Genomic DNA, 13,699 nt, shown 5'->3' on the forward strand with positions numbered 1-13,699 from the left:
GATCGTGCAGACTCGACGGATTCTTCTTGCTGGCACTGCGGCTCTCGCCGGAAGCGCAAGCCTTCTCAGCCGCACCGCGTCGGCGCGCTCGCATCATGGCGGGGGTCACAAGGCGTCTGCCGCTGCGAGCGAAACGCCTGCCGTTCCTTCCACACCGGCGACGACGCCCATCGGACCGGTGGACACGATTGCGCGCTGGGCGTGCATCATTGATTTCGACAGCGGGCAGACCCTGCTGGAAAAAGCGGCGGACGAACATATGCCGCCATCATCCATGACGAAGATGATGACAGCGTATGTCGTCTTCACCATGCTTCAGTCCGGTCGTCTGCGGCTGGACCAGCAACTGCCGGTCAGCGAGAAGGCATGGCGGATGCAGGGGTCGAAGATGTTCGTGCCGCTGGGCGCGAGCATTGCCGTGCAGGAACTGATTCAGGGGATGCTGATCCAGTCCGGCAACGATGCGTGCATTGTGCTGGCGGAAGGCATTTCCGGCTCGGAAGAGCAGTTTGTCGCCGTGATGAACGAGACGGCCGCCAAGCTGGGCATGACCAACACGCACTACATGAACACGACCGGATGGCCCGCGGAAGGCCATTACATGTCGGCGCGTGACACCTGCACCATCGCCGCACATCTGATCCGCGATTTCCCGCAATATTATCATTTCTTCTCGGAAACCTCGTTCAGCTTCAACAAGATCAATCAGGGCAACCGCAATGTGCTGGTCGACAAGGGTTTGGCCGATGGGCTGAAGACCGGTCACACGGATGCGGGTGGGTTTGGCCTGTGCGCTTCTTCCAAGCGCGAAGGTCGCCGGGTCATCATGACCATCAACGGCACGCCCACCACCAACGCCCGCGCACATGAGGGCGAGCGGCTGATGGCGTGGGCGTTTGCCAATTTCGAACTGGTGACGGTCGTTCATCAGGGCCAGCCCATTGAACAGGCACCAGTCTGGCTGGGTGAAAGCGCGACCGTGCCGGTGGTGGCGCTGCGGGATGTATCGCTGGTGCTGCCGCATGGCTGGCAGAACCGCGTGCAGGCTTCTCTTGATTACTCGGGGCCGATTCCTGCTCCCGTTACGCAGGGGCAGCCTGTCGGGCAGATGACGCTCATCGTGCGTGCCAATGCCACACCGGCGCCGGTTCCTGCATCAGCGCCGTCCGTCTCGGGTGGAACGATGGCTCCGTCAGCGGCCCCTGCGCCTTCCGGCGATACGGTCATTACCGTGCCGGTCGTCGCCGGAGCGAGCGTCGCGAGGCTGGGCTTTGGCGGTCGGATCGCCGCGCGACTTGGCTTGAGACATCACTGATCCGATGAGCGGTACAGCGGCACGCGGCGCATTCATCACCTTCGAGGGCGGAGAAGGCGCGGGTAAATCCACGCAGCTCCGCCTCGTTGCTGCCCGTTTGAGGGAGATGGGGCATGCGGTCGTGGCCACCCGGGAACCCGGTGGTTCGCCGGGGGCCGAGGCGCTGCGTGAACTGCTGCTGTTCGGCAAGCACGATTTGTCGGCGCGGGCTGAAATCATGACGCATTTCGCGGCACGGTGCGACCATGTGGACCGTGTGATCCGTCCTGCCATCGCGGCGGGGCAGATCGTGCTGTGCGATCGGTTCTTCGATTCAACCATGGCTTATCAAGGATATGGGCGGGGGCAGGGCGATGCTGGCTTGATCGGCCTGATCGCCTCCCTGCGTGGCCTGATCGATCTCGATCCTGATCTGACTGTGCTGTTCGAAGTCGGTCTTGAGACAGGGCGCAGGCGCATTGCCGCGCGAGCTGCCGCAAATACACCTGCGGGGGCAGCGGCGACTCTGGATCGTTATGAGCGGGCCGATCAGGAGTTTCATGCGCGCGTGGCACAGGGCTTCCAGGCGATTGCCGCGCACGAACCCGTCCGTTTTGCGCGTGTGTCGTCTGAATCCGCGAGCGTGGAAAGCGTGACGGCACGTGTCGTGGAGATTATCGAGACCTTCCTGAAAGGGCGCTGACCATTGGCCGCGCGTCGTGCCACTTCGGCTGCCGAGGCCGATCCCAATGCGGTTGTCTCGCCTCTGGACGCGGCCCGGCAGGCATCGCTCGCGCTGGTCGGGCATGAGGCGGAGCTTGAGGTGTTTGCCAAAGCCTTCGCCTCGGGGCGCCTGCATCATGCATGGCTGCTGACGGGGCCGGAAGGTATCGGCAAGACGGCGCTTGCCTTTCGCATGGCGCGAATACTGCTCAACGCTCAGGACGGCGCCTCGCAGGCCGGGCATCTCGTAACGGCAGGTTCGCATCCTGACTTGCTGGCCGTGGGCCGCAGTTTCGATGAAAAGCGTCAACGGTTCCGTGGAGAAATCGTGGCGGATGAAATCCGGCCCATCAACGCTTTCATGCACCGCACGGCGGCGGAAGGTGGCTGGCGAGTGGTCATCATCGACACGGCCGAAGCCATGAACCGCAATGCCGCGAATGCGCTGCTCAAGATTCTTGAAGAGCCGCCCGCGCGGGCGATCCTGATCCTCACCAGCGCCACGCCCGGAGCCTTGCTGCCCACCATCCGCAGTCGTGTCCGCAAACTTTCGGTCCTGCCGTTGAGTGAAACCGAAATGCGTCGCGTGCTGGACCGTGTCGCGCCGGAGGCCGAGCCACAGGAAATCGAGCGGGTGTTGCCATTGGCGCAAGGCTCGCCGGGGCGGGCGTTGACTCTGCTGGCTGACAAGGGCGGCGCTCTTGAAAAGCTGGCGCACGAAGCCCTATCCGGAATGCCCGCTGGACGCACTCTGGATGTGGCCGAGACGCTGGGCCGGAGTGGCGATACGGCTTTTGCGTTATTCTTTGGTCTGCTGGGAAACGCTCTGGCCAATGCCGCGCGGAGTGCACCGCTTGCGCGCGGGGCGCATCTTGCCGATGTCTGGCGTCAGATTGCCAGCTTGCGGGAGCAGACCGAACGGTTCAACCTCGACAAACAGGAAGCGGTCATTGAGGCCTTGACGCTCGCGGCAACAGCGGGCCGAAGCTGAGGCGGCTACGTGTTTTTGTCCCGCAGGGGTCGCGAGAGCGGGCGTGTTCCGATATGTGTGGCGCAACATCTATGTGTGGCGCAACACCGCAGGCCGACATTGCGAAGCCTCTCGCCTTCGTCCTGTCGCGACCCATGCGGACAGCAGGATTGAGAAGAGCAGGACATGACCGGCCGTTTCTACGTCACGACACCGATCTATTATGTGAACGGCGCGCCTCATATCGGCCATGCCTACACCTCGATCGCTGCCGACATCGTTGCCCGTTTCCATCGTCTGTGTGGGGATGACGTGTTCTTTCTGACCGGCACGGATGAGCACGGGCAGAAAGTGGAACAGGCCGCGCAGGCCGCCGGTGAAGCTCCGCAGGCGTTCACGGATCGGATTTCCAACGATTTCCGTGCCGTAGCGGATGCAATGAACATTTCCTACGACGATTTCATCCGCACCACCGAACCGCGCCATATCAAGGGTGCTCAGGCCATCTGGGAAAAGGTCGCGGCCAACGGCGACATTTATCTCGGTGCGTATGAGGGCTGGTACGCTCTGCGTGACGAGGCGTTCTACAATGAGGACGAAATCACCACACGCCCGGACGGCACCAAAGTCGCGCCCACAGGTGCGCCGGTCGAGTGGATGCGCGAGCCGTCCTATTTCTTCAAGCTTTCGGCCTATCAGGACAAACTGCTCGAACTCTATGAGACGCATCCCGATTTCATCGGACCGGTAGGCCGTCGCAATGAGATTGTCAGCTTCGTCAAGCAGGGCCTACGCGATCTGTCCATCAGCCGCACGAGCTTCAAGTGGGGCGTGCCGGTACCGGGCGATGCGGATCACGTCATGTATGTGTGGTTCGATGCGCTGACCAACTATCTCACGGCACTTGGCTACCCAGACACCAACAGCCCGCGCATGGCGTTCTGGCCCGCCAACCTGCATCTTGTGGGCAAGGACATTGCCCGTTTCCACACGGTGTACTGGCCTGCCTTCCTGATGGCTGCGGGCATCGAATTGCCGAAGATGGTCTTCTCCAACGGCTGGTGGACGGTCGAAGGTGAGAAGATGAGCAAGTCGCTCGGCAATGTCATCGACCCGCGCGATCTGGTGGCCGAATTTGGACTGGACGCCGTGCGCTTTTTCCTGATGCGTGAAGTGCCGTTCGGTGGGGACAGCGATCTGTCGCGTCGCTCGCTCATCAACCGCATGAATGTCGAGCTGGCGAACGATCTGGGCAATCTGGCCCAGCGGACGCTCTCTCTGATCGCACGCAACTGTGGGGGGCTGCTACCCGCACAGGGCAAGCACACGGAAGAGGACGCGCATCTGCTTGGGCAGACCGCTGTGCTGCCGGATGTGATGAAAGCGCAGATCGCGCGTGTGGCACTGACAGACGCACTGGAAGAGGTGTGGAGGCTGATCCGCGCCTGCAATGCCTATATCGACCATCAGGCTCCGTGGGCGCTCAAGAAAACCGATCCCGAGCGCATGGCCGATGTCCTGCGTGTTCTGGCGGATGCCTTGCGCGCCATTGCCACGGTGCTTCAGCCTTACATGCCTGGCAGCATGGACCGGATGCTCACTCAGCTCGGAGTAGAGACGGACGAGCGTAATTTCGATGCGCTCGACGTGCCATTGCCTGCGGGTCGTCCGTTGCCGAAACCCGAAGGTATCTTCCCGCGCTATGTCGAACCGGAAGGTGAGGGTGCGAAATGACCGGTCTGATCGACAGTCACTGTCACCTCGATCATTTTTCGGATGAGGAAATGCCGGGCCTTCTTGACCGTGCGCGTGAAGCCGGTCTGGACGGTATGGTCACCATAGGCACGCGCCTCTCGCAGCAGCATGTGCAGAAAGCGCTGACCCGTCACGCGCGGCCGGATCTTTCCATCTGGTGTGCGATCGGCACGCACCCAGACCACATTATGGAAGAAGGTGTGCCGCAGGCGGAAGAGATCGTGGCGCTGGCAGATGCGCCAGAAGTCGTGGCGATCGGAGAGAGCGGGCTGGATTATTTTCACGGTGCGCCCGAGGTTCGTCCCACCCAGCACGCGAGCTTTCGCGCCCATATTCACGCTGCACGCCTGAGCGGCCTGCCTCTGGTCATTCACGCACGTCAGGCAGATGAGGATGTGGCCGCGATCCTGCGGGACGAGACCGAGACGCGAGGCGCATTTCCGTTTCTGCTGCATTGCTTTGCTTCAGGCCCGGAACTGGCGCGCACAACGCTCGATCTGGGCGGGTATGTCAGCTTTTCCGGTCTTGTGACCTTCCCTAAAACGCAGGATCTGCGTGACATCGCGGGGCAGGTGCCGCTGGATCGGATATTGGTGGAGACGGATTCACCCTTTCTTGCGCCCGTTCCCAAGCGCGGCAAACGGAACGAGCCGGGTTACACAGCGCTTACGGCCAATGTGGTGGCGCAGCTTCATGGTCTGGACGATGAAGCCTTTGCCGAGACGACGACGACCAATTTTCATCGCCTCTTCACCAAGGCGCACTGACGTTGTGTGTCGGGAGATACGTACGTGTCCGATAAGCTCCTGACCGTCACCGTTCTAGGTTGCGGCGGTTCTTCCGGTGTGCCGTTGATTGGCGGCGTGGACGGGAAGGGCGACTGGGGCGATTGCGACCCGACAGAGCCACGCAACCGTCGCACGCGCGCGTCCATCCTGCTCACGGCTCCCGATGGCCGTCGTCTGCTGGTGGACACGGGACCGGACATGCGCAACCAGCTTCTGGCCTGCGGCATCTCCCATGCCGATGCTATTTTTTACACCCACGCCCATGCTGATCATATCGCGGGGCTGGATGATGTGCGGCCATTCAACTGGAAGCTTGGGCGACCGATCGAGGCGTTCGGGACCGAGCCTACGCTCTCGGACATTCGAACACGGTTCGACTACGCTTTTCGCCCATGGACTCCGCAGGATGCCTTTCGTCCCGGAGTGGAGGCCCGTGTCATTCCTCCCCGTGGCAAGGTGGAAATTGTGGGGCTGGAACTCGATGTTTTCACGCAGCGACATGGACGGATCGAGTCACTCGGGTTCCGTTGCGGTGGTTTTGCTTACTGCACGGACGTGGTGGAACTCTCGGAAGACGTGCTGACCTGTCTCGAAGGCGTGGACACGTGGATGGTCGATTGCCTTCAGATGAAGCCTCATTCAGCGCATGCGTGGCTGGGGCAGGTGCTGGAATGGCGTGACCGTATCGCGCCACGTCGCACTATTCTCACGCATCTTGGCCCCTTCATGGACTGGGCCACGTTGGAGCGGACTTTGCCCGAAGGGATAGAAGCGGCGTTTGACGGAATGGTCTTCAACGCGCCGGTTTCCGCAGTGATCTGAGAGGATCACGGCATTTGCCGCACAGAGTTTGGGATTGTCCGCATGTCGGGCGCGACTCTGTGTGAGGCATGTTCATCACATCGCAGACGACAATTTAACACCGAGACCGGGTGACGTTTTGCACAACCCGTTCGGATCATTGGCATAAATCGTCAAAGACAAGAGTGGCGTTCTTCGCGATTCCGAAAGCTGCTCGCGATTTCTCTTGAAAATGTCGTGGTGTGTTCGATAGCGTGATCGTATGAGCACCACACGAACCGCGCCTTTTGCCCGCTTTCTGTCTGCAAGACAACCCCTGTTTTACGAGTCGCAGACGGGGACGAAGAGCATTCCGGCAAATATGTTCTGTCGGTTCGCGGTTGGAACGGTCAGACTGATGTCCGGGCGACAGTTCCGACCCTCCTCCCATCCCATCTGAAAGGGTTTTCCCGGCACCACAGCAGTATCGCTGACATCTCTCGGAGAGCGTGACATATGGCTTCTGTCTCTGACGTCTTTTCTCTCGCTACCGCGATGCGTGACCGGCATCGCGAGACCGAAATGAGCCTTGCCGACTATCTGGATTTGTGCCGAACAGACCCGTCCTGCTACGCCAGCGCCGCCGAGCGTATGCTCAAAGCGATCGGTGAGCCGGTGCTTGTGGACACCTCCCGCGATCCCCGCCTTTCGCGCATCTTCATGAACCGTACGGTGCGAACCTATCCTGCCTTCAAGGATTTCTACGGAATGGAGGAGACGATCGAACAGATCGTGGGCTTCTTCCGTCATGCCGCCCAAGGGTTGGAAGAACGCAAGCAGATCATCTACCTGCTGGGTCCGGTGGGCGGCGGCAAATCCTCTCTGGGTGAGCGGCTGAAGAGCCTGATGGAGCATGAACCGATCTATGTGCTCAAGGCCGGTCGTCATCTCAGTCCGATTTTCGAAAGTCCGCTCGGTCTGTTCGATCCTTTCACGATGGGAGATGCGCTGGAGCGTGATTACGCCATCCCTCGTCGCGTGCTGACCGGGATCGCAAGCCCGTGGGCGCTCAAACGGTTGGAAGAGTTCGACGGCGATATTTCGCGCTTTACGGTGGTGAAGCTGCATCCGTCACGCTTGCGCCAGATCGCCATCGCCAAGACCGAACCGGGAGATGATAACAATCAGGACGTCTCTGCGTTGGTGGGTAAGGTGGACATCCGCCAGCTTGAACATTTCAGCCAGAACGATCCGGATGCCTACAGCTTCTCGGGCGGTTTGAATCGCGCCAATCAGGGCATCCTTGAGTTCGTCGAGATGTTCAAGGCACCGATCAAAATGCTGCACCCGCTGCTGACGGCTACGCAGGAAGGCAATTATGTCGGTACGGAGAATATCGGCTCCATTCCCTTCACGGGTGTGATCCTCGCTCACTCGAACGAAGCTGAGTGGCAGAGCTTTCGCAACAACCGCACGAATGAGGCGTTTCTCGATCGTGTGTCCGTCATCAAGGTGCCTTACTGCCTACGAGTGACGGAGGAGGCGAAGATCTATGAAAAGCTGGTGGACAGTTCGGCTCTGAAAGACGCGCCTCTGGCACCGAACACGCTCGACATGCTGGCCCGTTTTGCCGTGCTTTCACGCCTCAAGCCGCATCCGAACTCCACGCAGTATGCGAAGCTGCGGGTTTATGACGGAGAAAATATCCGCGAGACGGATCCAAAGGCCCGCACCATGCAGGAATATCGCGATGCGGCGGGTGTGGATGAAGGTATGGACGGTGTCTCCACGCGCTTTGCCTACAAGGTGCTGTCGGCCACCTTCAACCATGACTCCACCGAGATTTCGGCCGATCCTGTGCATCTGATGTATGTGCTGGAGCAGACCGTGCGGCGTGAGCAGTTCCCCCCGGAAGTGGAGGCGAACTATCTTGCAGTTCTGAAATCCGAACTGGCGGGGCGTTATGCCGAATTCCTCGGCAATGAAATCCAGAAAGCTTATCTGGAGAGCTACAACGATTATGGACAGAACCTGTTCGACCGCTATCTGGATTATGCCGACGCTTGGATTGAGGATCAGGACTTCAAGGATCCCGACACCGGGCAGATGCTCAATCGTGACCTGCTCAATGCGGAACTGACCAAGATTGAGAAACCTGCGGGTATCGCCAATCCCAAGGACTTCCGCAACGAAGTGGTGAAATTCTCGCTGCGCGCGCGGGCCTCCAACGGCGGCCACAACCCTTCGTGGAACGCCTATGAGAAAATCCGCGATGTCATTGAGAAGCGGATGTTCAGCCAGGTGGAAGACCTGCTGCCGGTCATCAGTTTTGGGTCCAAAAAGGATGGAGATACGGAGCGCAAGCATGACGAGTTCGTGGAACGCATGATGGAGCGCGGATACACGGAACGGCAGGTGCGCCGGCTCGTTGAATGGTACATGCGCGTGAAGCAGTCCGCCTGACACAGCGAAAGCTCGGGAGTGGCGCTTTGGAAATTATCGACAGACGGTCTAATCCACACGGTAAAAATCTGGAAAACCGCCGACGTGCGCTGGAAAGGGCGCGTGGGGCGGTGCAGGAAGCGGTGCGTGAAGCCGTGGCCAATGGGCGCATTCGTGACACGGGGCAGGGCAATGCTGTCACCATCCCGGCGGATGCCCTGCATGAACCCGGTTTCCATCGGGTGTTTACGGAAGGACAGCGGCATATTGTCCTTTCTGGCAATCACGAGTTTTCGCGCGGCGATCGTCTGCGGCGTCCTCCTTCAGGCGGCGGTGCCGGTGGTGGTGGTGCGGGACAAGCTGGGACGGATGGTGGTGGGGAGGATTCCTATCGTTTCCTGCTGTCACGTGACGAATTCCTCGATCTCTTCTTCGGCGATCTGGAGTTGCCAGATCTTGTAAAACGCGAGTTGGCGGCGACGGAAACCACGACACCCAGCCGTGCAGGCCTAAGCAGCGAGGGATCTCCCTCCCAACTCGATCTTGGTCGCACCATGCGGCACTCCATGGCGCGCCGTATCGGTCTTGGGCGGCCCAAACCGGCGGAACTGAAAGAGGTGGAAGCGCGCATCGAGCAACTGGAAGAGGAACGTCCGCTTTCGGACACGGCTTTGCTCGAACTTGAAGAGCTGCGTGAACGACGCGGCGCCTTGCGGCAGCGGCTCAACCGCATTCCTTGGGTCGATCCAGTGGATCTGCGTTATCGACGGTTCGCACCCACACCCAAACCTTCCACGCGGGCTGTGATGTTCTGTCTGATGGATGTTTCCGGCTCCATGACGGAACGCATGAAAGAACTCGCCAAGCAGTTCTTCCTTCTCCTGCATGTCTTTTTGGAGAAGCGCTACAAGACGCTCGATATCGTCTTCATTCGACATGCGGAGACAGCCGAGGAGGTGGATGAGGAGACGTTCTTCCACGATCCGCGCACGGGTGGCACGGTAGTGTCCACTGCGCTGGAAGAAATGATCCATGTCCAGCGCGCACGTTATCCCGCGCAACAGTGGAACATCTACGTGGCGCAGGCCTCCGATGGCGACAACACGACGTCCGACACGCCTCATGCCGTCAAACTTCTGGAAGAGGATATCCTGCCCGTCGTTCAATACTATGCCTATATCGAAGTGGCGGGATCGGGTGCCGTTATCCGGGGTGAGACGGATCTGTGGCAGGCGTGGCGCACGGTGGCCGAACGCAACGCGCATCTGGCCATCCGGCAGGTGACGGATCGCAAGGACATCTTTCCGGTCTTTCGCGAACTGTTCTCGCGCAAGGCCGGCACGGAGGTTGCCCGCACATGACCACGACTGGAAAAGGACTGCTCTATCAGGGCGCGGACTGGAACTTCTCCATTATCCGCGATTGCTACGACGCGATCGAGCGTGTGGCGCATGACGAACTGGGCCTGGACACTTTTCCCAACCGCATCGAAGTCATCACGTCCGAACAGATGCTGGATGTCTACACCGCGAATGGCATGCCGATCAGTTATCACCACTGGTCTTATGGCAAGCGTTTTGCCAGCCATGAAAACGCTTATCGCCGTGGATTGATGGGGCTGGCGTATGAAGTTGTCATCAATTCCAATCCCTGCATCAGCTATCTGATGGAGGAAAACAGCGCCACGATGCAGGCGCTGGTCATCGCGCATGCGGCGTTCGGTCACAACCATTTCTTCAAGAATAACCGCCTGTTTCAGGAATGGACCGATCCGTCACAGATCCTGAATTATCTCGAATTCGCACGTGGTTACATCTCCCGGTGCGAGGAGCGGCACGGACAGCAGGCGGTGGAGCGCGTTCTTGACGCCGCGCATGCGTTGCAGGGGCAGGGGGTAAACCGACACAGTGGTTCGCGGCGGGTGGATCTGCGGGGCGAGCAGGAGCGCGCGCGGGCACGTCGGTTGCACGAGGATGAGTCTTATAACGATCTGTGGCGTACCCTGCCTCAAGGGGCGGCGGCGGCGGCACAGGGAGAAAGTGAGCGGGAAGCGCTGCGCCATCGCTTTGGGCTGCCCGAAGAGAACTTGCTTTATTTTCTGGAAAAAAATGCTCCGCGTCTGGCGCCATGGGAGCGCGAGATCATCCGCATCGTCCGGTTGATCGCGCAGTATTTCTACCCTCAACCACAGCTCAAACTGATGAACGAGGGATGCGCCACATGGGTGCATGACCGGATCATGACCAGCTTGCATGAGCAGGGGCGTATCGATGATGCGGCCTTCATGGAGGCCATTCATTCCACATCCAATGTCATCATGCAGTTCGGCTATGAGCAGGGAGCGACGAGTTTCAACCCGTATGCCCTCGGTTTCGCGATGATGAAGGACATTGAGCGTATCTGCACCGCGCCGCAGGCAGAGGATCGACACTGGTTCCCTGACATTGCGGGGAATGGAGACCCTTACGGCACTCTACGCCATGCTTGGGCTGAATATCGCGATGAGAGTTTCATTCTTCAGTTTCTCTCGCCGCGTGTCATGCGGGACTTCCGCATGTTCCGGCTGCTTGACGATACTCGCGATCCCTATCTTCTGGTGGACGCCATTCACGATGAGGCGGGATATCGCGATATCCGCCGTACGGTAGCCGCAACACACGATCCCTCCGCATGGTATGCGGAAATCGAAATCGTGGATGTGGATATGTTCGGAGACCGCACACTGAGATTGGAGCATCGAACACAGAACGGACAGATTCTCTCCGAAAATGACATGAAACTGACGCTGCGGGGATTGGCCGATCTGTGGGGATACCGCGTTGTGCTCGATGAGATCGATGTACCGAGCGGCTCCGTACTGGCGACCCATGAGTCGACACCGCCCCGGTAGGGTAGTCGGGTTATATGAATACACAAAGGGAGCGCGGCCAACTGACCGCGCTCCCTTTGAGAAGAAGCTTCTAAATCCTCAATATTCAGGAACGAAGCAACCGTTACGCGCTGAGACGTACTGAGGATTCGATCGGAGCCAGATAAGGGCCGCCAGCCAGCACCTGCACATCGAGAAAAGCAGCGTCGCCTTTCGTGGGGGCCTCGAGCACTAGCACGGCGTTGCCATTCGTCCAGCGACAGGCTCCGTTGCTTTCCACACCATGCCAGCCCGGAAGCGGCGTGCGGACCAGATGCCCCGACACTTCGCGGGTCGTACCGCCTTGGGTCACCACGACCTCACCAATGAGCACGCCAAGTTCGCGGCGATCATCGACAAACGGTCCAACGACATCGCTCGGACGGCTGGCGCGCGAGACAAGCCGGATGCGCTGTGTGCCACTTGGCAGGTTGAAGGAGACACGATCGGCCAACCGCCGCACAGGCTCCAGAATCTCGCCATCGTCCATGACAAGGTGAAGACCAGATTCTGCCACTGTTGCAACGGCCGACGAGGCTTCGCGATGACCTTCGACCCCGCTGGCACGCTCGGCAATGGCACGGAAAATGGGTTCTACAAAGGCCCGATCCGTGTCCAGAGGTGCGGCCAAGATGGACGCGGAAGAAGAGCCGCGCAGCCGAACAACTACACCCTGCTCACGGAAAGCTGCGCGATTGCCTGTATCCAGATAGCTTTCCGTGAACGCACCTTCCGCCACGAGAATGGCGTGTTCAGCCGTTTCGATGTGGAAGTAATCGTAGGAGGTGATCGTGCGGTCGTAAAAAATGGAGGAGCCGTTCACCAGCATCCGTACGGGGACGAGCTTGCCGTTCAGGAAAAGGGCGTGCTCTGGGGTCACGAGCAGATCGCGGGATGGCATACCGTCGGAAATCGCATTCTTGAGAACGCGCACGGGATACCCCGCTTCATCGTCGGGAAGACCTTCACGCACGACGGTGTGGGCATGACCGGCCCATACTACTTCGCGCGCCACCATCTCGTCCGCAACCAGCGTCATTACGCTGTCGCCACTACGGATGGTTTCCACAGCCTGCGGTCCGGTCGGTGTTTCGATCAGCGTCCCGGTCAGGAAGCACAGGGTGACGTTGAGATTCTGGCCGGTACCGGGTGCGCCGGAATGAAACCAGTCCCCCGGGCGGTGGACACCGTTCATCGTTGCGACAGTATCTGCGGAAGATGCTGGAACGCCATTGACGCTGAGTCCTCCCAATGTAGAAAGCGTGCCGCCGCCCTCACCCAGTGTAAAGGAGACCTCCGAAGAGCCTGTCGGATAGGCCGTGCCGAGCGAGGTCATTCCGTTCACGTTCACGTTGCCACTGGAAAGAGACAGGCTGTCGGCCACATTCAGCGAGCCGTTCACGGCGAGAGAGCCATTTCCCTGGATACTGGCGACACTAGCGGTGACGTCCTTGTCGCCAACGATCTTGCCACTGCCTGTTGCCGTAAGTGTCCCCAGTGACACGGAGGACGCAAAGGTCGTTGTGCCACCGCCTGTCACGGCACTAGGTGCCTTTGCCGGTCACGTCCTGACTGAACGTCACATGAGCCGTTCCTGCGGCAATCTGGCCGTTGTCGACGACAGGCGTATTGATGGTCACATTACCCCAATACGGAAGGTCGAGATTCGCTCCCGCCTGCACCGTGAGAGAGGCATAGTTCAGGGATGCCGTGCCCGATCCATCGGCATAGGCAAGAGCAACCGTGGCGCCCTTGGGAATGACAACGTCATCGGTCGATGTGGGCGCGGTGGAGGCTGCGGACCCGCCTACGCTCCAGTTTGCCGGATCATCGAAACGTCCGCTTTGTCCGTCGCCAGACCAGATGTAAGTGGCCATTTTGGTTGCCTGTCTCAATAAATTATTGACTTGGCCACCGCCACTTAGCGCTTTGCGAAACGCGTGCGGAGCCAATTTCGTAAACATAATCTTAACATAAATTTTTTAAGGCGTCATATCGATTGGTCGTTAATTAAATGTAAAATACAGATTTCTCACCGG

General features: G+C 59.6%; 11 protein-coding genes. 9 read left to right on the forward strand and 2 right to left on the reverse strand.

Features of this window, described 5'->3' with window-relative positions; all coding sequences use genetic code 11:
- Position 1: 1 nt before the first annotated feature.
- From GOB87_RS01280 to GOB87_RS01320, 9 genes are all read left to right on the forward strand, one after another.
- A complete protein-coding gene (locus GOB87_RS01280) occupies positions 2 to 1,315 on the forward strand; it encodes a D-alanyl-D-alanine carboxypeptidase family protein (RefSeq protein WP_264805543.1) in 1,314 nt (437 codons plus the stop codon).
- 4 nt (positions 1,316 to 1,319) lie between these two features.
- The gene (tmk, locus tag GOB87_RS01285) at positions 1,320 to 1,997 is read left to right on the forward strand and encodes a dTMP kinase (RefSeq protein WP_166312739.1); all 678 of its coding nucleotides are present in this window, start codon (positions 1,320 to 1,322) and stop codon (positions 1,995 to 1,997) included.
- A gap of 63 nt (positions 1,998 to 2,060) precedes the next feature.
- Positions 2,061 to 3,008: a DNA polymerase III subunit delta' gene (locus GOB87_RS01290; RefSeq protein WP_194303165.1), complete on the forward strand. Its 948-nt coding sequence runs from the start codon at positions 2,061 to 2,063 to the stop codon at positions 3,006 to 3,008.
- Positions 3,009 to 3,173: 165 nt separating this feature from the next.
- Positions 3,174 to 4,721, forward strand: a complete 1,548-nt coding sequence (metG, locus tag GOB87_RS01295; RefSeq protein WP_166312741.1) for a methionine--tRNA ligase — start codon at positions 3,174 to 3,176, stop codon at positions 4,719 to 4,721.
- On the forward strand, positions 4,718 to 5,509 hold the full coding sequence (locus GOB87_RS01300; RefSeq protein ID WP_166312742.1) for a TatD family hydrolase: 792 nt from the start codon (positions 4,718 to 4,720) through the stop codon (positions 5,507 to 5,509). The genes metG and GOB87_RS01300 overlap by 4 nt, the downstream gene beginning before the upstream one ends.
- Before the next feature lie 24 nt (positions 5,510 to 5,533).
- Positions 5,534 to 6,352, forward strand: coding sequence for an MBL fold metallo-hydrolase (locus GOB87_RS01305; protein WP_166312743.1), 819 nt, complete (start codon positions 5,534 to 5,536; stop codon positions 6,350 to 6,352).
- A gap of 474 nt (positions 6,353 to 6,826) precedes the next feature.
- Positions 6,827 to 8,773 carry a PrkA family serine protein kinase gene (locus tag GOB87_RS01310; RefSeq protein WP_166312744.1) on the forward strand — a complete coding sequence of 649 codons (1,947 nt, stop codon included), beginning with the start codon at positions 6,827 to 6,829 and terminating at the stop codon, positions 8,771 to 8,773.
- A complete protein-coding gene (locus tag GOB87_RS01315) occupies positions 8,743 to 10,113 on the forward strand; it encodes a YeaH/YhbH family protein (protein ID WP_456304275.1) in 1,371 nt (456 codons plus the stop codon). The genes GOB87_RS01310 and GOB87_RS01315 overlap by 31 nt, the downstream gene beginning before the upstream one ends.
- Positions 10,110 to 11,642 carry a SpoVR family protein gene (locus GOB87_RS01320; RefSeq protein ID WP_166312745.1) on the forward strand — a complete coding sequence of 511 codons (1,533 nt, stop codon included), beginning with the start codon at positions 10,110 to 10,112 and terminating at the stop codon, positions 11,640 to 11,642. The genes GOB87_RS01315 and GOB87_RS01320 overlap by 4 nt, the downstream gene beginning before the upstream one ends.
- 103 nt (positions 11,643 to 11,745) lie before the next feature.
- Here GOB87_RS01320 and GOB87_RS01325 read toward each other — a convergent pair whose 3' ends face one another.
- Positions 11,746 to 13,200: a Hint domain-containing protein gene (locus GOB87_RS01325; RefSeq protein ID WP_166312746.1), complete on the reverse strand. Its 1,455-nt coding sequence runs from the start codon at positions 13,198 to 13,200 to the stop codon at positions 11,746 to 11,748.
- A gap of 4 nt (positions 13,201 to 13,204) precedes the next feature.
- Complete coding sequence (locus GOB87_RS01330; protein WP_166312747.1) at positions 13,205 to 13,537, reverse strand: hypothetical protein; 333 nt, start codon at positions 13,535 to 13,537, stop codon at positions 13,205 to 13,207.
- Positions 13,538 to 13,699 lie beyond the last annotated feature (162 nt).

Source organism: Acetobacter estunensis, from assembly GCF_011516945.1.
Classification (GTDB): Bacteria; Pseudomonadota; Alphaproteobacteria; order Acetobacterales; family Acetobacteraceae; genus Acetobacter; species Acetobacter estunensis.

Coding starts and splice junctions, on each gene's coding strand:
- tmk (WP_166312739.1), top strand. CDS start 1,320: ATGAGCGGTACAGCGGCACGCGGCGCATTCATCACCTTCGAGGGCGGA.
- metG (WP_166312741.1), top strand. CDS start 3,174: ATGACCGGCCGTTTCTACGTCACGACACCGATCTATTATGTGAACGGC.
- GOB87_RS01300 (WP_166312742.1), top strand. CDS start 4,718: ATGACCGGTCTGATCGACAGTCACTGTCACCTCGATCATTTTTCGGAT.
- GOB87_RS01310 (WP_166312744.1), top strand. CDS start 6,827: ATGGCTTCTGTCTCTGACGTCTTTTCTCTCGCTACCGCGATGCGTGAC.
- GOB87_RS01315 (WP_456304275.1), top strand. CDS start 8,743: ATGGTACATGCGCGTGAAGCAGTCCGCCTGACACAGCGAAAGCTCGGG.
- GOB87_RS01320 (WP_166312745.1), top strand. CDS start 10,110: ATGACCACGACTGGAAAAGGACTGCTCTATCAGGGCGCGGACTGGAAC.
- GOB87_RS01330 (WP_166312747.1), bottom strand. CDS start 13,537: ATGGCCACTTACATCTGGTCTGGCGACGGACAAAGCGGACGTTTCGAT.